This window comes from Diplocloster hominis (genome assembly GCF_032380655.1).
GTDB classification, from domain to species: Bacteria; Bacillota; Clostridia; order Lachnospirales; family Lachnospiraceae; genus Diplocloster; species Diplocloster hominis.
In genome coordinates this window covers 22,358-42,362 of record NZ_JAWDIY010000030.1, presented here as the reverse complement: position 1 = coordinate 42,362, position 20,005 = coordinate 22,358, and the positions used below count along the sequence as shown (strand labels likewise).

General features: G+C 47.7%; 14 protein-coding genes. 3 read left to right on the top strand and 11 right to left on the bottom strand.

Going from position 1 to position 20,005, the window contains the following annotated elements; translation table 11 throughout:
- Positions 1-87: 87 nt before the first annotated feature.
- The 8 genes from deoC to ABC831_RS20895 form a co-directional block, all read right to left on the bottom strand.
- On the bottom strand, positions 88-738 hold the full coding sequence (gene deoC / locus ABC831_RS20930) for a deoxyribose-phosphate aldolase (protein WP_343250013.1): 651 nt from the start codon (positions 736-738) through the stop codon (positions 88-90).
- Positions 739-882: 144 nt separating this feature from the next.
- The gene (locus ABC831_RS20925) at positions 883-1,938 is read right to left on the bottom strand and encodes a galactitol-1-phosphate 5-dehydrogenase (protein WP_343250012.1); all 1,056 of its coding nucleotides are present in this window, start codon (positions 1,936-1,938) and stop codon (positions 883-885) included.
- A 370-nt stretch (positions 1,939-2,308) separates the two neighbouring features.
- On the bottom strand, positions 2,309-3,121 hold the full coding sequence (locus ABC831_RS20920; RefSeq protein WP_343250011.1) for an SGNH/GDSL hydrolase family protein: 813 nt from the start codon (positions 3,119-3,121) through the stop codon (positions 2,309-2,311).
- Between the two features lie 64 nt (positions 3,122-3,185).
- The gene (locus ABC831_RS20915; protein ID WP_343250010.1) at positions 3,186-5,717 is read right to left on the bottom strand and encodes a hypothetical protein; all 2,532 of its coding nucleotides are present in this window, start codon (positions 5,715-5,717) and stop codon (positions 3,186-3,188) included.
- 14 nt (positions 5,718-5,731) lie between these two features.
- Positions 5,732-6,928, bottom strand: coding sequence for a serine hydrolase domain-containing protein (locus tag ABC831_RS20910; RefSeq protein ID WP_343250009.1), 1,197 nt, complete (start codon positions 6,926-6,928; stop codon positions 5,732-5,734).
- 53 nt (positions 6,929-6,981) lie between these two features.
- Positions 6,982-7,812, bottom strand: a complete 831-nt coding sequence (locus ABC831_RS20905; RefSeq protein WP_343250008.1) for a carbohydrate ABC transporter permease — start codon at positions 7,810-7,812, stop codon at positions 6,982-6,984.
- A complete protein-coding gene (locus ABC831_RS20900) occupies positions 7,812-8,693 on the bottom strand; it encodes a carbohydrate ABC transporter permease (protein WP_343250007.1) in 882 nt (293 codons plus the stop codon). The genes ABC831_RS20905 and ABC831_RS20900 overlap by 1 nt, the downstream gene beginning before the upstream one ends.
- Positions 8,694-9,798: 1,105 nt before the next feature.
- A complete protein-coding gene (locus ABC831_RS20895; protein ID WP_343250006.1) occupies positions 9,799-11,211 on the bottom strand; it encodes an ABC transporter substrate-binding protein in 1,413 nt (470 codons plus the stop codon).
- Between the two features lie 343 nt (positions 11,212-11,554).
- Here ABC831_RS20895 and ABC831_RS20890 point away from each other — a divergent pair, with 343 nt between their 5' ends.
- The 3 genes from ABC831_RS20890 (at position 11,555) to ABC831_RS20880 (ending at position 16,256) form a co-directional block, all read left to right on the top strand.
- On the top strand, positions 11,555-13,354 hold the full coding sequence (locus ABC831_RS20890; RefSeq protein WP_343250005.1) for a sensor histidine kinase: 1,800 nt from the start codon (positions 11,555-11,557) through the stop codon (positions 13,352-13,354).
- A complete protein-coding gene (locus ABC831_RS20885; protein ID WP_343250004.1) occupies positions 13,332-14,843 on the top strand; it encodes a response regulator transcription factor in 1,512 nt (503 codons plus the stop codon). The genes ABC831_RS20890 and ABC831_RS20885 overlap by 23 nt, the downstream gene beginning before the upstream one ends.
- 240 nt (positions 14,844-15,083) lie before the next feature.
- Positions 15,084-16,256 (top strand): ROK family protein, encoded by a 1,173-nt coding sequence (locus tag ABC831_RS20880; RefSeq protein ID WP_343250003.1) that lies wholly within the window; start codon positions 15,084-15,086, stop codon positions 16,254-16,256.
- A 448-nt stretch (positions 16,257-16,704) separates the two neighbouring features.
- Here the strand turns inward: ABC831_RS20880 and malQ are convergent, their stop codons facing one another.
- Genes malQ through ABC831_RS20865 form a run of 3 tightly spaced genes read right to left on the bottom strand, consistent with a single transcriptional unit; the run spans position 16,705 to position 19,899 of the window.
- Positions 16,705-18,189, bottom strand: coding sequence for a 4-alpha-glucanotransferase (malQ, locus tag ABC831_RS20875; protein WP_343250002.1), 1,485 nt, complete (start codon positions 18,187-18,189; stop codon positions 16,705-16,707).
- A gap of 31 nt (positions 18,190-18,220) precedes the next feature.
- The gene (locus ABC831_RS20870) at positions 18,221-19,054 is read right to left on the bottom strand and encodes a carbohydrate ABC transporter permease (RefSeq protein WP_343250001.1); all 834 of its coding nucleotides are present in this window, start codon (positions 19,052-19,054) and stop codon (positions 18,221-18,223) included.
- Positions 19,054-19,899, bottom strand: a complete 846-nt coding sequence (locus ABC831_RS20865) for a carbohydrate ABC transporter permease (RefSeq protein ID WP_343250000.1) — start codon at positions 19,897-19,899, stop codon at positions 19,054-19,056. The genes ABC831_RS20870 and ABC831_RS20865 overlap by 1 nt, the downstream gene beginning before the upstream one ends.
- Positions 19,900-20,005 lie beyond the last annotated feature (106 nt).

Genomic DNA, 20,005 nt, shown 5'->3' with positions numbered 1-20,005 from the left:
ATCTTACAGTGGTAAGCCGCCTGAGGATCGGCAAAATGTGTTCCATTTAGCACTACCCTCAGGCGTATGTTATTTCCTATTATAAAATTAACCTTCTACGATCTTGATTCCTGCGCTGGTTCCAAGTCTGGAAGCACCTGCTTTGATCATGGCGTCCGCGTCCTCTTTATTCCGGATTCCGCCGGACGCTTTTACTTTCACTTCCGGTGCTACGGTTTTGTACATCAGGGCCACGTCTTCCACAGTCGCGCCGCCAGTGGAGAATCCGGTGGAGGTCTTCACGAAATCGGCTCCCGCTTCCTTACAAACCTTGCATACTTCCACCTTTTCCTCATCCGTCAGCAGGCAGGTCTCGATGATCACTTTCAGGATGGTGGGAGATTTTGCCGCTGCTCTTACCGCAGCCACATCTTCTTTTACCCTCGCATAGTCATGTTCTTTGGCTGCGCCGATATCGATGACCATATCCACTTCGCCTGCTCCGTCATCCACTGCCTTCTTAGCCTCCAGAGCTTTGATCTCGGATGTGTTGGCTCCCAGAGGGAAACCGATCACGGTACAAACCTGGACAGTGGTATCTTTTAAGATGTCATATGCGAAACTTACATGTTTCGGGTTGATGCATACGGAGGCAAAGCTGTATTTTTTAGCTTCCTCGCATAATTTTTTAACGTCCTCGGTGGTAGCCTGGGGTTTCAGAATGGTGTGGTCTACATATCCTGCAATATTTGTATTCATGATGTTATCTCCTTTTTATTGTTTATTGTTATGAGTTTATGTATCTGATCCTATCATGGTTTAAATAAGATTTATATATCTCGCTATACGATTATTTATTTATCACTTTACATATCAGCCATTTATTTTGTATCTGTTTCGCCTTTATTTTAAGAAACCGTTGGGATAAAACATAATCTTATTAAATATAATAGATTTCTCATCGATCTTTTTGAACGTATCCGGTACATCCTCTAACAACAGTTTGTGGGAAATCAGCAGATCCGGATTCAATTTCTTTTCGCCCATCAGTCTGGCCGCTTCGGTCCACTCTTTTCCGGGGAAAGGATTGGAGAAGGAGTTCCAGCTTCCCTTTATAGCCAGCTGATATCTTAAAATATTGTCCACGGCCTGTTCGGATAATTCCAATCCCTTATGGGAAATGCCAAGGAATACTACCCTGCCCATCTTACCGGTAACCAGAATCGCGTTGTGCTGCGCGATTGGAGCGCCGGACATATCAAAGGATACCGTAACGCCTTTTCCATTCGTATGGTCCAGTACCGCTTTCACCGCATCACTCTTTAAAGAGTTCACAGTAAAGGTAGCGCCGCACTCCACCGCGTTTTCCAGTTTGGAATCATCGATATCCACTGCAACGATCGTTTTGATTCCCAATGCTTTCGCATACTGAATCGCGAATAAGCCGATGGCTCCCAGACCAAATACACAAACGGAATCTTCCGATGTCACATCTCCTCTTAGGAACGCGTGGATCGCGTTGGCCGCGGGATCTACGGTTGCGCCCCAGTCAAAAGGCGTATCCTGTGACAATTTCACCAGGTTCTCCGCTTTTACCGCCAAATATTCCGCGAACGCACCGTCGTTTCTGGAACCATAATATTTATATTTTTCACAGAGGGAATACTCACCCTTTTTGCACCACTCGCATTCGTGGCAGGGAAGTAACGGAGCTGCGCAAGCTCTGTCGCCGATCTCCCATCCGTTGACTTCAGATCCGATCTCAACGATTTCTCCGGCGAATTCGTGACCAGGGATAATCGGAAGTACATGGGAACCGAACTGCAGGATTCTGGGAATATCGGAACCGCAGATACCGACTGCCATAATTTTCAGCAGGACTTCATCGCTGCCCGGTGCAGGCTTCGCTGTTTCAATCAGCTGTAAATGTTTTACTTCTGTCATCTGAATCGCTCTCATTTTAATTCCTCCATTTTGGTTTGCAATGTGTTTTGTGAAATTATTTTCATCACATGAAAATAATATCACTCGCATCCCAAAATGTCAATAGGGCTTTTTCCATAATTTCTCCCCTGATTTGGGGATGTTTTTAGGCATATTATAACTTGGTTTTTTCTTGGGGGCCGGGTGCCGGGCTGCGGACTGGTGTTTCCGGATGAGCCGTATGCCCGCATGAATCAGGGCCGGGAATGCGGGGAACGGCGGAGAAGCCGGGCGCCCGGAGGACACAAAAAGGTTCCGTGAATCCGGCAGGGGAACGAAAAGTCCGATGCTTCGGAATGCATCGGACTTTTTCGCTCCCCTGCCGGGTTCACGGAACCTTTCCAAACTAGTCCGCCTCCACGACAAGTTTCATCAGTTCCAGGGCGCAGACTTCATGGCCGGTCTTTGTTGGATGACTGGTTTTATTGGACAGCATTTTATGGAGCGGATAGCCGTATTTCAGGAATTCTTCCCAGATGTCGCAGATATCGGCCAGGCAGATGTTCTGTTTCGCCGACAGATCACGTACGCAGTCTATCCGCTCCCGGAACAGGCGGTGCATGTCTGGGTCACTTAAGATGACTGGATTGGGCGTCATCAGGATGAGATCGGCCTGGGTTTTAGAGCGGATCTGATCGGTCATGCGGATCAGGGCCTGGCTAAAGTCGGCGGTGGTTTTGCCTGGCTGCCAGTTAATGGTTCCGTTTAGGAGGACCAGATCCGGATTGTGAGACAGTACATCCCGCTTCAGCCTTTGTTCCATACCGAATATCGTATCTCCGGCAATTCCGGCGTTGAGAACGCTTACCGAGGTCTGCTCGTATGCGTCGATCAATTTTTGACGGAATTTTTCGTGGTATACTTCCCTGGGATCGGCGATCTCGATTGGCCTCGTCTTGTCAAATGGGCGGTCCAGAGGCTGCAGATTTTCAAAATGTCCGGCTGTGACGCTGTCTCCTATTGCCACGATCAGTGGATTGTGCCGCTCCAGGCCGTCTTTTTCATGTCCCCAGGGAAGTAATTCGCCTGTCATACCGGTGTTCTGCCGCATGATTCTGGTAAAATGTACCGCCCTGGCCGCACAGGTTAGTTTGTGGTTTCGGGCTGTTTCCAGAAAGAGTTCGGCAGCACTTTGTTCCATCTCGTAGGCCGTATGCATGTAATCTCTCCTTTTGGTCCGGTGGACCGGACGGTAATGAAAGGATTGTCTGGTTCTTCTTATATTAGTTATATTTTCGGATCAGGTCCGCGCAGTTCAGGACTTTTTCCATCAGCATGGAACGGTTGAAGTAGTAATGGTTCGCCGCCTCGTAACCGATACTGGGATTGCGCAGCATCAGGCGGTATGTGGTTATGGCCAGCTCCAGCTCTTGTTCCGCCAGTTGGGAGAGCGCAAGACACCGGTCCTGTGCGGATAATTTTATATGGCCGTCCCGGATTCGGATGAACCGGATCTGGTTATAGGAGGAGCGGAATAGAATACCGCACATATGAGCTATATCCTTAAATTCGCATTCTTCCAGGGATAAAAGTTCCTGCATGCCATCCTGCCAGCCTTCGGCCACCCGCCGGAAACAGTCCTCGTAGAGATCTTCCTCAAAAATGGTTCTCCAGCTGTCCAGATCATCAAACGCATAGCAGGTCATGGTCGCTTTTAGTCCTGTCGGTTCGCCGTACAGCAGGTTGGAAGGGCCCGCATTGTGTGGGCCGTTGTATACACTTTCCACATAGAACGGGTAGTTGGAAAATGCCTCGCAGAATTTGTGTACTGCCCGGCCTACGGCCGGTGCATTTTCGTGATACAGGAATTTTAAGGCCTCCTCATAGGAAAAGGAGTTATTTTTCTCTTCCTCGAAGTAAAAGCTGGAGGCGAATTTTAAATTTTCTGAAGGATATCCACCTAATGTCCAGCTCACCATCAGGTTTTCCACACCCAGCTCCTTCAGGTTTTGCATAATTTTTAAAATATTTTCGTAGACCGGAATATAGGGAGCAGTGGATGCCTCCCAGGTATTATTCAGCTGTACTTTGGCCGCCGTTTCATGGCCGTGAGCTTTGGCATAGTCCCAGAATGTACGGCTCTGGACACTGGGACCGATTCTGCTTAAGGTATAGTCCCGCAGGTGTTCTTTCACCGGCCCTACCGTGTATTCCAGGTGTTCTTCATTGGTACACATCAGGGTGATTCCCGGGTCCAGAGCTTGGATACATTGGCGGACTCCATCATTTCCCATGGGTGACCAGGACCAGGTCCACGCGAATACCTGTATGGACGGATCCACAGACCGGGCCGTGCTGGCTATGAGAGAATTCAGTTCAGCAACCACTTCCCAGGGGTCTTTGTTCCGGCAGCGGGGACATTCCTGCGCTTCCCTTGTATCGACGTGGGAATAGCAGTTCGTATGATTTTCCGAGCGGGTAATGGTAAAAAATCCGCCTAATCCAGGGGCTTTTTCACAGAGCAAGCGCACCGCATCCTGGATATACCGCTGCACTCCTTCCGACTGCGTGCAAAGGGAGGCATTATCTCCAAAGGTATGTCCCTTTAGTTCCGGATATTTTTCAAAGAAGGACAACGGCATGGAACGCGGTTCGTTTAAATACAGGTATATCCGGATACCATAGCGCTGTCCGAGGGTAATCAGCTCGTTCAGACGCCCCATCCTTTCCTGCCATCCATCCGACAGGGAGGGTTCAAACGGAAAAGGTACCATCTTGTACAGGACGGCGGGAAGCCACACACCGTTGATCCCCAGCCGGGCATAGGATTTCATCAGCTGCTCCGGATAAGAGGTTTCGACCGGCACATCAAAGGCATTCCCATAGATCCCACAGTAAGAATAGATAAATCGGGTAGTAAAGGAGGGGTTTCTTCTATAAGACGCTATGGGTAATGCCAAATGTCCGGGGCTCGGGGATAGAGCTTCCATATAAAGCAGCCCCCTGAAGATTCCGTCCGGCGCTTTCGCCTCTATCAGAATCTGCTGCTTTTCGATGGTAAGTTCATGATATTCCCGTTGTTTCTGCCATTCCGGGTGAATGCGCAGTGTGAGCCGCCCCTCAGGGACAGGGTTTTTCTCATTCCGCGCGGAAAATGTGAATCCATGATCTATTTTAAAATCGTAAAAAAACTGATTGACGGCTTCTGACTGCAGGCATTCCGGGTCTGCTTCTAACACCCATTTTTCATTGGGATAGACTGTGTTCTCTGCCGGAGTCTCTGTGCCTCCGGATCTCTGCCCTGCATGCAAGTCCTTTTCTTCAAAGAACGCAAAAGGCTGCACACGATCTTCCCCGTCAAAGCTGCGGATATACCGCTCCATCACTTCCCGCAGCTGCTTCGTCTCCCGCCGCTCTTCCTGATTCAGCTCCCGGTAGATAACCGGCTTACAGGCTGGTTTCAGACTTCCCAGCTTAATATCCAGGAAATCATCCTCCTTCAGGATATAAGCCAGCTGTTCGGCATCCCAGCCCAATAGCTTCAGCAGCTGTTCATAAGGCAGCAGATACCAGGCGCTGCGGATTATGGTAATATATCCCTTTTCCATCCACTCACCAGTGTTTTTCTGCGGGGGAAGCGCCATATCCTGTGCCAGCTGCCGGATATGGGCCTCGTCGGTCTCCAGAACCTCTGCCAGTCTTAAGGCCGGCACCATCTCCCAGAGTCTGAATACGACGGCCTGCATTGTTGTGGGGAAATGGGGAAGCAGAAGTTCTATGTCTTCCCTGATTTTTGGTAATGTATCTGTCAGCATCTTTTTCCTCCCTGTCATTCCAGTATGGCATAGGCAATATTCCGAAGTTTCCGTATAAAGTCAGGATTACAGTAACCGCAGCGCTGTGTCATGAAGAGCAGGATGAAATCATCCTCCCGGTTCACCGCCATATAAGGACCGGTCCAGCCGTCCCAGCCGAACTCTCCGGGTGAGCCGCTGCTGGCCGCCTCGTTGGCCTCCTTGTAAAATCTCATAAAGTTCCCGTAACTGTATCCCTTCAGATGTTCAAAATAGATGGTTTTCTCCTGCTTTGGTGTCAGCTGCGGCCTTAACATAAGCTCCAGCGTTTTACGTCCCAGTATCCCGGGGCCTTTTCTCTGTGTATTTCCCAACAGCATTACGGCAAATTTGGCATAATCACTCATTGTGGATAACAGGCCCGCTCCGGCTGATTCATAAGCCGGCGCAGACAGACATTCCGTCAGTCCCATGGTTCTCTCTTTTTCGATCACCAGCTTCTGGCTTCCCTCTTCGTGCTCTTCCAGGGAGTACAGTTGTGCCAGCCTGTCTGTTTTTTCCTTTGGGACATAGAATCCGGTGTCCTTCATTCCCAGCGGCTCAAATATCTCATTCCGATAGAATTCACCCAGACTCATTCCCGCAGTCACCTCGATAATCCTGCCCATCACATCGGTACTGGTACCGTACCGCCACTGTTCTCCCGGCTGGAACGCCAGCGGCTTTTCGGCTATCGCGTCAACGATCTCTGCCGTATTCATGGGATTCCCATCCCGGTTCCTGGTCCCCGCCCTGGTGAATACCTCCTGCATATACGTCCCCACCGGGTCGGGATCCGGATAAACTAATCCGGATGTCATGCTTAATAATTCCCGGATCAGGATAGGCCGTTCGGCCGGTACCAGTCCTTCCTCCGTGTGAACCTGCATCTTCGAAAATGCCGGAAGATACCTGGCGACCGGTGCTTCCAGATCCAGAAGTCCACGCTCTAATTGTATATAAGCTGCTGCCGCAGCTATGGGTTTACTCAAAGAATAGAGTCTGAATATCGTGTCGTCCCGGACTACTTTTCCCGCTTCCCGATCCGCATATCCGTAGTTTCCGCAAAAAACCGGCACGCCTTTGTGCAGGATCTGGACAGACGCGCCGGCAAACTGCTGCTGTCTCATCTCTTCCTGCACAATTCTATGAATACTTGCTTCCGCAGTGACTAAAAAATTTCGGCCAGCCATTTTTATACTCCTTTGGCAACGATTTTCTTTTATTCGGGTTCGCTATGTGCAGCTTAACCTTTCACCGCACCTGCCGTCTGCCCGGAAATTACATATTTCTGGCAGCACAGATACAGGATCGCGATAGGCAGAGCGGTCAGTACCAGATCCGCGAACACATAATTCCAATTACTGGCGTACTGCCCGAAGAAATTATAAACGGTCAGCGGCATGGTCCATTTTGATGAGGAGTTAAAGAAATACATGGGAATCATGAATTCATTCCACGCATACATAGCCGTCGTAACCAGCGCGGTAGCCAGGATCGGCTTCATCAGCGGCATAATGATTGTAAAAAACATCCGGGCCGGAGAGGCCCCGTCGATGAAAGCCGCCTCATCCAGATCCCTGGGCACATTTTTGATAAATCCCGACAGTGTAAATATCGTCCACGGCAGCTGCAAGGCAGATTCCACCGCCATAACTCCCAGGAAAGTCCCCACCAGATTCAGGCTTTTTAACACGCCGAAGGTGGTAACGATCTGGATGGGACAGATCATACCCAGCAAAAACAGATTGTAAACAAAGTTCGTATATCTGGTATTTTTCCTGGAAACCACAAATGCGCAGAGGCTCCCGCTGATCAGGACGAATACCGTCACCACCACGGTAATAATCAAACTGTTGACAAATGCCAGTCCGATCCCGCCCTTCTGAATCACATAGCTGTAATTGTCAAAATGCCATTCCGTCGGCAGATGCAGATTAAACAGCTGCGCTTCCGTCGGATTCTTAAAAGATCCCAGGATCATTACCAATAACGGAATAATAATCACAAGGCTGATCACCGCCATAAGCAGTGTCAGGACACCGGAGCTCATTATTTTTCTGGTCTTTGCATTCATTACAGATCCACCTCCCTCTTACGCAGCATCCGGTTAATGATCTCCGAGATCACCGCGATCATCAGGAACAGAACCAGACCCATTGCCGTAGATCTTCCCAGAGTCCCCTTAGAGAACGCTTTATAAATATAGGTGCTCAATACCTGTGTCGCATTCCCTGGGCCGCCGCCCGTCATAACATACACCTGCTCAAATACCTTGAAGCCTCCGATCGTATTCATCGTAACAACAACCGTGAAGGCCGGTGCCAGCAGAGGAAATGTGATCGACTTGAACTGCTGCCATTTGTTAGCACCGTCAATCAGAGCCGCTTCATAATAGTCTTTGGATATCCCCTGCAGTCCTGCCAGGAAAATCGCCATAGCAAACCCGCTCCATTTCCAGACCTGAACAAAAATAATGCATCCCATGGCAGTGGTCTTATTCCCCAGCCAATCATTCACCAGCCCTTCCAGGCCCAGCATGGTAAGGAATTGGTTAAACACCCCGTTATTCATCTTAAATACCGAAGTAAACATAATGCCAATAACAATAAAACTCAGGACTGCCGGCAGATAAAACAGCGTTCTAAAAAAGCTCTTTCCTTTCACTGCGTTATTCAAAACCAACGCCAGCAGCAGACCCAGCACCACAATCAGAACCGTGGTAATGATCGCAAAGATAAATGTATTCTTTAAAGCCAGCAAAAAATACTCATCCTGAAACAGATAAATAAAATTCTTCAGCCCATTAAAATGGGGTTCATACAGCCGTTTCATATTCCAGTCCGTAAAACTCAAGACAAACCCGGCAATTATCGGCAGCGCAAAAAATATACTAAAAATAATAATAGCCGGAAATGTAAAATAATTCGGATAAAACTTATTCTTTCTTTTTTCCATCAATATTTCTCCTTATTGCAGTTCCCCTTTGGGATTCCCTTTGCTTAGTTAGTCAAGGGGGGTGGCTAACGGGCCGGGAGCCCGGAGTCCAACGGGCGGGACAGAAGCATCGGGGGCCAAATCGCATCGGCCGGGCCCAAGAACAGGCAACTCCGATGGCGGGAGAACCTCTTATTAGCAGGGCCTGGAACAAACTCGCCAAAATACGGCTCGGACAGTGTTCCAGGCCCTGCGAGGTTCTCCCACCATCTCCGTAACCTGTTCTAGGGTCCGGCCTCAAGCGATTTGGCCCCCGATGCTTCTGTCCCGCCCGTTGGACTCCGCGCTCCCTTTCCTGGTGATAGCGAAGCGCCATGTTCTAATTGGTTTTGTATGGCTTTCCAGTTATTGATAAAGCTATTTATATGGTTCCCTGAAAATTTTGGATGCTGTGGTATGTATTCAGCATACGTAATTTTCAGTACCGTGTTATCATAGTAATATTTTGATGATTATTGGTATATTTATAATCTGTTCAAAAGAGCTTATATTTTGTAGAACATAATACCCAATACAATTATGGGCTTCCTGTTTTATGTTGGAACTCGAACTATAGTACAGTATTTCTATCAGACAAATTATGTAAAATATGTAATAGATAAAATAGAATTTGAACATGTAACTAAACCATTAGTAAAGCAGGAGCGGTCCGGCGCAAGGGGTGGCTGTGCGGGGAGGAACCAGAAAGTAACGGGGGCCGGATCGCTTGAGGCCAGGTCTTAGAACGGGTTACGCAGATGATGGGAGAACCTCGCAGGGCCTGGAACGGTTCTTTCTGAGAGTTGGGTATAGCCTGGTAACCGGAATGCCCGCATACTTATACAATAAGCCGGTTGCGGGCATTCCGGCTACCAGGCTATACCCAACTCTCAGAAAGAACCCCTGGAACACTGTCCGAGCCGTTTTTTGGCGAGTTTGTTCCAGGCCCTGCTAATAAGAGGTTCTCCCATTATCGGAGTTACCCGTTCTTAGGCCTGGCTGATGCGATCCGGCCCCCGTTACTTTCTGGTTCCTCCCCGCACAGCCACCCCTTGCGCCGGACCGCTCCGTCCCTTAAAACATCAACTTAAAATCCTTCCGCCCCCTGCTGTTCCATGTAATCCACATAGTCAGCCTGGACTGCCTCAAACACCTCATCCGGTGTCTTATCGCCCTGAAGCGCCTCGATGTAATAGTTCCAGACATCTACATTGATTCCACTGGATGCAGCCATCAGACTGTTCATTTCAAATACATAGTTTCCTGTGGTGATATACTGGTCTACAAGGCTTTGTACCACAGGTACTACGTCACCGCCGTCCACGTCGCTGTAGGCGGGGAATCCGGGATTTTCTTCATAGTACAGATTCTGGTATTTGGGCATGGACCATACCTGAAGGAAGGCTTTTACCGCGTCTACCTGCTTGCCGGCTTTCGGTACGAACAGGCCCTGTACATAGTTTCCTGTGGGAAGCAGCGCATGGTCTGCATGAGGGATCACGAAGGAGCCCATTTCACAGTCAGGATATTTTTTCATGGCGTCTGCCGCCCACTGCTCGATGGTTAAATACATCGCTGCCTTGCCGGTGCAGATCGCCTCTGCTGCTGTGTCATAGCCGACAGACATCATATCGTTGTTCATGTATCCATCTTTGTACAGATCTACGTAATTCTGAAGTACCTGTGAGGTCTCGGGAATATCCGTCCATTTAATCTCATTTTTCAATAATTTATCTGTGGTCTCGACTGCTTTATCCCCTAATGCGCATGCGATTCCTCCCGTCATGAAGATCTGGGTGGTCCAGGTGTCCGCGTTGGTCTGATAAAATGGAACCACACCGTTTCCTTTTTCCTTGACAGTCTTTAAGATGTCCAGGAATTCCTGGTAGGTTTTCGGCTGGGGATCAGTGATTCCACAGTCTGCCATTACTTTTTTATTGTAATATACCGCCTGATAACCGGAGGAGGATTCCTTAGGCATTCCATAGATCTTACCGTCAACCGTATCTTTGATCAGATCCGGATTCACAAGCCTTGTTACCCAAGGTTCATTGCTCAGATCCTCGCAGTACTGAGGAGCTCCGTACGCTTCGTTCAAACTGGGCAGGTTCGCTTCGTACACATCGGGTACTTCTGAAGTGGACAATTTTACTTTAATTAGCGAGTCATATTCTTCATCCGGGATTACCTGGAATTCTACTTCACAGCCATAATCTGCTTTGATTGCTTCCGCCATGGTATTATAAGCGTCAAAGAACTTCGCCTGGCTGGTCATAAAGGAAATAGTCTTTCCATCCAGAATGGAGAAATCTGTGTCCCCAGCCTGTTCACTGTCCGTTCCGCTGTCAGCCGCGGCGGGTGCTTTAGACTCTGCCGGTTCTGCCGCGGGTGTGGCCGCAGGTGCAGGTTCTTCACTTTTGCTTCCGCAGGCGGTCATACCAGCGGTCATGGCCAGTACCATAGAGACTGCTAAAATTTTGCTTAAAACTTTTCTTTTCATACTGAATCCTCCTTTAGATTCTTCCCTCTTTCCAGTTACTGAAAGTTTCCGGGGCTATAGATAGCTGCATATCCCCTGCACTGCATTTTTAAGAGCTACTATTTTTTGCAGTGCCGTTGAAATCGTGTAAATTTACATTTCTTTCATGTCCTTTATTATAGGAGCTATTTATCGAAATCAAAATGGAAAATGTCAGCCTAAAATATGGAAATATTTAGCATCGAGTATCTTTTTTCATCTCCTTATTCTATAATAATGCTATAAAAAAGCAGCGATAAAAGTAAGAATGGCATCCATTTTTTTCAAAATACAAAAAAAGATCCATGTACTTGCGGAGGTTATTATGAAGAGTAGTTTTCAAAAAAAATTATTTCTGAAAAGTTCTATCATCATCATTTCCATGGTTTTAATTTTCCTGATCTTCTTCTCCAATTACGTATACCGCGAGATATCCAAAACATCCCGGAACAACCTGAATGAGCTGGCTGCCAAAACGGGCAATGAACTGACCCTTCTGTTTGATGACATGGACAAAATCTCCCTGTATGTATCCACGAACCCGGACATTATCAGTGCCTTTCACGATACAAGGATGCGTGAGGTAACCAATCAGGAACTTTCTGTGTCTATTTATAATATTATTACTTCCATCACCGTTCCTAATTCTTCCTCGCGTTTCCGCATTAATCTGTTTAACGACAAACGCAACTTTATATCCACCGGCATCCCTTACAGTAAAGCTATGGTGAAAGATAAGCTCAGCTCTGAAGATTATCTTCCATGGTATCATTCGCTCCCGATTGTACACAGCAATTCCAATATCACCCCCTTATCATCGGACACCTGGAACTCCAAACCAACCCAATACATATCTTTGTACCGGGAAATCTTTGATTCCCTGATCATCGATCTGCCCACCGGAATCGTGGAAATCCAGTGTCCCTCCAAATTTATCGACCAGATCATGACTCTGGATGTCCCTAATGTGGACAGTTACCTGTATACAGCCGACGCCAAGGCGATCTACGGAACATCGGATCAGGTTCCCTCTCTGGCCGGCCTTCCCTTTGACCAGGAGGAAGCCACCCCGGATCTCACCCCGGTCTATACCATAGCGGATGACCATGTGTACAGTGCCGTGCGATTGGAAAACGGATGGATCCTGATGCTGGCCCAGCACCAGAATCAGGTCTTCCAGATCGTATTCCGGCTGTGCATATCCGTACTTCTCATCAGTGTCTGTATCCTTTTGATCTGTCTTGCCGTCCTGTTTAAAATCATGAAGAATACAACGGAGCCCCTTCGCCAGCTGACCGCTTCCGTTAACATGATCACCTTAAACTCTCCGTACCTGAATGTGGATACCAGCCAGTATTCCAACGAGCTGGTCGGCCTCACCATGGCCTTTGACGAAATGATGAAACGGCTTAAAAATTCCATGGAGGAGAATGTTAAGACGAAAGCTTATGAGGCCAGGGCTAATATGATCGCCCTGCAGTCCCAGGTAAATCCACATTTCATCTGCAATATCCTGACCATCATCAAGGCGATGAGCAAGGAACAGGATACGGAAAAAATAGGACAGATCTGCGACTATCTGGCCCGTATGCTTCGGTATATTTCGGCCTATGACGAGGAAGGCGTTCCGATGCGCGAGGAGATCACCGACGCGGAAACTTATCTGAATCTGATGAAAATCCGTTATGAGGGGCTGTTTGACTATGAGCTGTACATAAATTCCAAGCTGGACATCGATGCTTTCCGGGTTCCCAAGCTATTCCTGCAGCCGCTTTTAGAGAACAGCTTCCAGCACGGCTTTAAGAAAGTGGTGCCTCCCTGGCATCTCAAGATCAGCTGTACGATTAAAAACGATTATTACTGGTCCATTACAGTTCAGGACAACGGAGTCGGAATTACAGATGAGGAAGCGGACAAGATCCAGAAGAAGTTATCGGAATTCATGGATAATTCATCCAATACCATAGCCACCCTGAAGATCGGCGGTATGGGCTTAATCAACACCATCGCCCGGTTAAAAATGCGCTATCCGGACAGTCTGACCTTCCAAATACAGTCTCTCACAGAAGGCGGCACCATGATCAAGATAGGAGGGAAATTAGATGATGAATATTTTACTTGTTGAGGACGAGCCTTTAATCCTCCGAAGTCTGTCATGTACCATAGAATCTTTTCAGCAAAATTATCAGATCGCGGGCAGTGCTTACAACGGACAGGAAGCAATTGACCTACTGTCTGAAAAAGGGAACCAGATCGACGTGGTCATCACCGATATCCACATTCCGGTCATAGACGGTCTGGAACTGATCGAACATATTAATCAGCATTTTCCCCATATCCTCTGTATGATCCTGACCGGATTCAGTGAATTTTCCTACGCAAAGCGCGCGATCCAGCTGCGGGTATTTGCCTACCTCCTAAAGCCCATTGATGAAAATGAGATCCAGGAACATCTGAAAAAGGCTTATGAACAAAAATGTCTGGAGGGGATGCAGGACAGCAATCCCGCATCGTCCCTCCCCCCTATCAGAGATGATGGAATGAATCCGGAATACTGTCTGGCCATTCTATGTATGGGTAATTTTCCGTTTCTCCCCACCGCCTTTGACGCAGTTCCAAAGAATTACTGCGACTCCTTTGATGTCAACGCACTGTTTGAACAGAATACGGACATGGTCCAAGACTATTGGATTATTCCCGGGAAGTCCATCTTTGAAAAAAACCTGATGTTTTCTTTAAAAACCTGCCAGACCCTCAACCGGGAAGAGCAGATCCGCAGTATTTTCAAACCGGTTCTAAAGCATCCCATTCCGCTGACCGTCATCGTCAGCGCCGACGCGCCCAGCATCCATTCGGTAGGCAAGTCCATCCAGAACCTGCGTTTCCAGTTAAGCCGCGGAATCATCATCGGTCAATCCCAGCTGCTATTCTACCAGAAAAAGCAGCCGGATTACCGGCTTCCCTACGACGAACTGCTCAGCAACTATTTAAATCAGCTGACCGAATTATTTACCCAGCGCAACATCTCGCTGTTTAAAACTGTGCTGCGTCACTTTCTGCAGGCTCTGCACCAGCGGAAAATGACTCAGTTTGGTGTGACCGAATACTTAAATGTCCTGATGAGCAACTGCCTGAACAGCCAGCAGCTGGCGACCAATGGCGCTTCCTCCATGGAGCTGGTCAATGACGCCGTTATCTTTTCCGAATCCTACGAGGCGCTCTATGATAATATCATCTCCGTCTTTTACGATTTTTTCTGTGAGATGAGCAATTCCCAGGGAAACAGCCATGACAAAAACGAAATCCTGCTGCGCATTGACAGTTATATCCATCAGCACTACACCGAACCCATCAGCATCAAACAGATCTCCGATCACTTTGGCTTCACCCCGGCCTATCTCAGTAAGCTTTACCGAGAAAATAAAAACACCAACCTGCTGGACGATATTGTAAAGCTTCGTATCACAAAGGCAAAAAAACTATTTGCCTCTGATCCGAAGCTGATGATCAAAGATGTGGCTGCCTTCGTGGGCTATGACGACCCGCTGTATTTCAGTAAGGTTTTCAAAAAAGAAACGGGGTTGTCTCCTAAGCAGTTTTTGCGGGATGTTTGAGGGGGAGGGGTGTGGGCTCTCCGGGTAGGGGAGGTTCTCCGAGGGCCGGAGCGGGATGGCGGAAGGGCTGGTTCCGGGGCGGCGGGGCAAACGTCACGGAACCAGCCCTTCCGCCATCCCGCTCCTACTCTGGTGATGTCAGTTTTTTTAAGCTTCCTTTTTTTAAGGTTTACATCGTCTTTATTTTGAGTTACAATAAAATAATAATAAAAATATTTTACTAATCAGGAGTATTTGTTTATGAAAAAGTCAGGATTAAATCTTATCGGTGTTAAGGAATTTAACCGTGCTTTGATCTTGCAACTGATTTCGACCAGCAGCAAGACTACCAGAAATAATCTGGCCAAAGCATCGAAACTGACCTCTATGACCCTGACCAACATAACATCGGAGTTACTGCAGCAGAATATAATCGTTGAGTCTGATATGGAAAATGACGTTAAGAATGTGGGACGGAATCCTAAGTATCTGACCATATCCCCCCACTCCCCGTTAGTTGCCGGAATATGGGTTTCCAAGGATTTTTTATTTGGAATTTTAAGTGATTTCAGCCTTAAACTGATTGCGGCTAAACGAGAGGAATTTCAGCCGGATGAAACTCCGGATACGATTCTGCAAAGGATCTGGCATCTGGCGGATCATCTGCTTCACTTGAGTGAAAGGCCAATCCTGGGTATCGGGATCTCAACGATCGGTGTCGTGGACACGATTCACGGTATCATTAAAAATGTAACAAATTTTTTCAATATCAAAGAGCTGGACATCATGGGTTATTTGCAGCCCCGGCTTCCGGTTCCTGTCTTCGTAAAAAATGACATGCAGGCCGCCGCTCTGTGTGAAATGTACTACGGCATCGGTCAGGAAAAAGAGAATTTTCTCTATATCGGGCTGGCAAACGGCATCGCTTCCGCTATCGTGTCCAATCGGCAGCTGGTCAACAATCTCACCGGTTCCTGCGGAGAGCTGGGCCATACCACGATCAACTTCGACGGTCCCAAGTGTAACTGCGGTAACCGGGGCTGTCTGGAGCTTTATGCCAGTGTACCTGTGATCCTTTCTAAAATTAACGAGGCCTGCGGAACAGAATTTACAGTTTTCCGGGAAGCCATGGAGTATTGCAAGACTTCTCCCAAGGCCTACAGTATCCTTGAGAACGTCTCCGAGCAGTTCGCCTATGCGCTGAACAACCTGATCAATATCATAGATATCAGTACCCTGGTTTTTGGCCACTCCGCTTTCTATCTTCCCGACGAAATCCTGGCCTCCATCGCCTACACGGTTAACCAGATCAGCATCTTCAAAAATAACCGCACGATCCGGATCTTTAAGACCCGCTTCGAGGATAACAGTGCCCTTTATGGGTCTGTCTGTATCGTCCTGGATCAGCTTTTTACAGGGAAGATTACTGTTTAAAATTTAATATCCGAAATAAAATTTCGTAACCTATCAATAACAGAATCACCACATCCACTGACTATACTGCAAAAGGGGCCGTGGGAAATAAATTTGCATACCAGATATTGATGTGAAACCTGTAATCTTGTTCCATATCTGGTATGACTTATTTATTTTCCCACAACCCCTTTATAGTCTTTTTGATTTGTACAACCTGAATTTTTGTATCCTTATTTATTTGAATTTTTTACATCTCAATAAATCTTATTCTTTATTAAATGAATTTTACTAATAAGCATATACGAATCGCTACTATTTCAGGTTATATGTGTCGCATACTTTCTTTAATTATATATTTAAAATCCTAAATGTAAAAACCGGCAAAGATTTTATAAAATATTGGACTCCTTTCTCAAGAGGAAAATCACCTCCATGTCCGAGCCGTCCTTTGGCAAGTTTGAGACAGTTATTGCCCCCTCCCGTACAGCCGGGTCAATTCACGAATCTCACGGGCCAAATCCACAGTCAGCTGTCCATCGGTCAGTCTCCACTTCCAATTATCCCCCAACGTAGACGGCGTATTAATCCGAGCTTCGCTGCCAAGTCCCAGAAAATCCTGAACCGGAATCATACACAGCTTAGCTACACTTCCCATGGCCAAACGGATGAAATCCCAATGGATCCGCCCCCGGGTATGGTCTTTGTTATCGATATATCTGGCTGAGAAACTCCGGTCGTGGTCTGACAGCTCATCGTACCATCCCTGGACCGTGTTGTTATCGTGGGTTCCGGTGTATACGACGCAGTTTTTGGTGTAGTTATGGGGCAGATAGTCACTCTCTTCCCGGGAGTCGAAGGCGAATTCCAGGACTTTCATGCCTGGATAGCCGGTGTCTTTTAAAAGCTTCCGTACAGAGTCGGTCAGATAGCCCAGATCTTCGGCAATGATGTTCAGATCTCCCATCTCTCTTTGCAGAGTCTCAAATAATGTCAGACCCGGGCCTGGTTTCCAGGTTCCGTTTACTGCGGTTTTTTCACCATAGGGAATGGAGTAATATTCATCAAAGCCTCGGAAATGGTCGATCCGGACCATGTCGTATAACTGGAAGCAGTGGGCAATTCGTTTCATCCACCAGGCAAAGCCGGTCTGCTTGTGGTATTCCCAGTCATAGAGCGGATTCCCCCAGAGCTGTCCGGTTGCAGAGAATCCATCTGGCGGACAGCCGGCTACCGCTATAGGTCTTAACTCCTGGTCGAACTGGAACAAGTCGGTGTTGGCCCAGCTGTCCGCACTGTCGAAGGCCACATAGATCGGAAGATCACCCACGATTTGGATGCCGTTTGCATTGGCATAATTTTTCAGTTTTTTCCATTGGGTCCAGAACAGATACTGCTGGTATTTCTGGAATTCGATTTCCTGGGCATAATTTTTTTCGTATTCGGCCAAAGCCTCCTGTTTTCTCAGACGGATGTCCTCCGGCCATTCGATCCAGCTCACACCACCGCAGGAATCCTTTACCGCCCGGTACAGACTGTAATCTTCCAGCCACAGAGCCTGATCCTGGCAGAATGTCTGAAAATCAGGATTTTGCTGGATATGGCTTCTTTCAAAAGCCCGCCGCAGAATCCGGAATCTGGACAAATAGATCTTTTCATAATCGATATAGACCGGGTTGTCTCCGAAATCACAGGCCTCACACTCTTCCCTGGTGAGAAGCCCCTGCGCGATCAGCTCATCCAGGTCAATAAAATACGGGTTTCCTGCAAACGTGGAAAAAGACTGGTACGGGGAGTCCCCATACCCCGTAGGACCCAGGGGCAGGATCTGCCAGTATTTCTGACCCGCGTCTCTCAGAAAATCTATAAATTCATAGGCACTTTTGGAAAACGAGCCGATTCCGTATCTGGAGGGCAGGCTGGAAACCGGCAGTAATATTCCATTCGCTCTCATTGTATATCCTCCTTCTGATTATGGCTTTCCTTCAGCCTTTGACCGCTCCTGCGACCACTCCCTCAATTATATACTTTTGACAGAAAATATAAAAGATAATTATAGGAATTATTGCAAGAACCAGCACGGCCATCATATGTCCCATATCGACGGAGCCATAGCCTCCCCTCAGGTACTGGACCGCTACCGGTATCGTCTTATAGTCCGACCCGATGACCAGATAAGGCAGCAGATAATCGTTCCAGATCCACATCGTATTTAAAATCGCCACAGTGATAGCCGTGGGTTTCATGATGGGGAGCACCACCTGGAAAAAAGTCTGGATCGGATTACAGCCGTCGATCATCGCCGCTTCTTCGATGTCGATCGGAATGGATTTTACAAACCCGCAGAACATAAACACAGACAATCCCGCCCCGAATCCCACATACAGCACAATCATACCGACAGGATTATCCAGATACAGCATGTTAGCCAGCTTGCTCATGGTAAACATGACCATCTGGAACGGTACCACCATGGAAAATACAAACAGGTAATACAAGCCTCCGGTAAATCTGCCCTTGACCCGTGTCAGCCACCAGCCGGTCATGGATGTCAGCAATACGATCGCCGCTACTGAGAATACGGTGATAAACAGGGAGTATCCAAAAGCTGAAAAAAATCCGCTTTTCTCCACACCCTGAAAATAATTCGACAATCCGGAGAAGGACGCTGCCGAAGGCAGCTGGAACGGAGCGTCGCTGATAGACAGTTTTCCTTTAAAGGAATTCATGAGCACCATCAGGATCGGCGCCAAAAAAACCGCCGACAGAAGCAAAAGGAACAGAAATAGCAGGGTATTTCCAGACTTCTTGTTTTCCATTATCCCTCAACCTCCTTTCGTCTGGTCAGCCACAGCTGCGTGAACGTGATAACTCCTACAATAATAAAGAATATCACAGCCTTCGCCTGTCCGACTCCTTCCCATCCATTTCTGCCATAGAACGTGTTAAAGATGTCTAACGCCATCATCTGGGTCTGCTTACCCGGCAGCCCTGCAGTCAGCGACAGATTCTGGTCAAAAAGCTTAAAAGAATTAGATATGGTCAAAAACAGGCAGATCGTAACGGACGGCATGACCATGGGGATCGTGACCTTGGTGAGGACCTGCCACTTGGTAGCGCCATCGATCTGGGCGGCTTCGATCAGCTCCGGCGCCACGTTCTGAATTCCCGCGATATAGATAATCATCATATAACCGATCATCTGCCAGCACATCAGAACCACCAGCCCCCAGAATCCATAGCTTGCCCTGGCCGTGATATCTGCGCCGACTGTCGACAAGAGTACGGAATTAATGATCAGCTGCCAGATATAACCCAGTACGATGCCGCCGATCAGGTTCGGCATAAAGAAGATCGTCCGGAACACATTGGTCCCCTTTACCTTCCTGGTCAGCAGCATAGCCAGCAGAAAGGCCAGAATATTGATAAGGATTACGGAAATCACAGTAAATTTGACCGTAAACCACAGAGCGCTTGGGAAATCCCGGTTGGAGAACGCGCGGGTATAATTGGCGATTCCCACCCATTTTGCGTTAGTCACGGTCGTGAATTTACAGAATGATAAGTATATGCCCATGAGGAACGGAACCAGAAATGCAATGGCAAAAGCGATCAGTGTCGGCAGGGCAAATACCGGAAAGTATTTTTTATACGTTTTCTGCATAAATTACCTTCTCCTTTTCTTTATAGGTCTGTTTGTATGGATGCTCGGAAAAAGGGTGAGCATTCTTTCCTCGGTACTCACCCTTCTCGACATTTTCTCTTTTGAA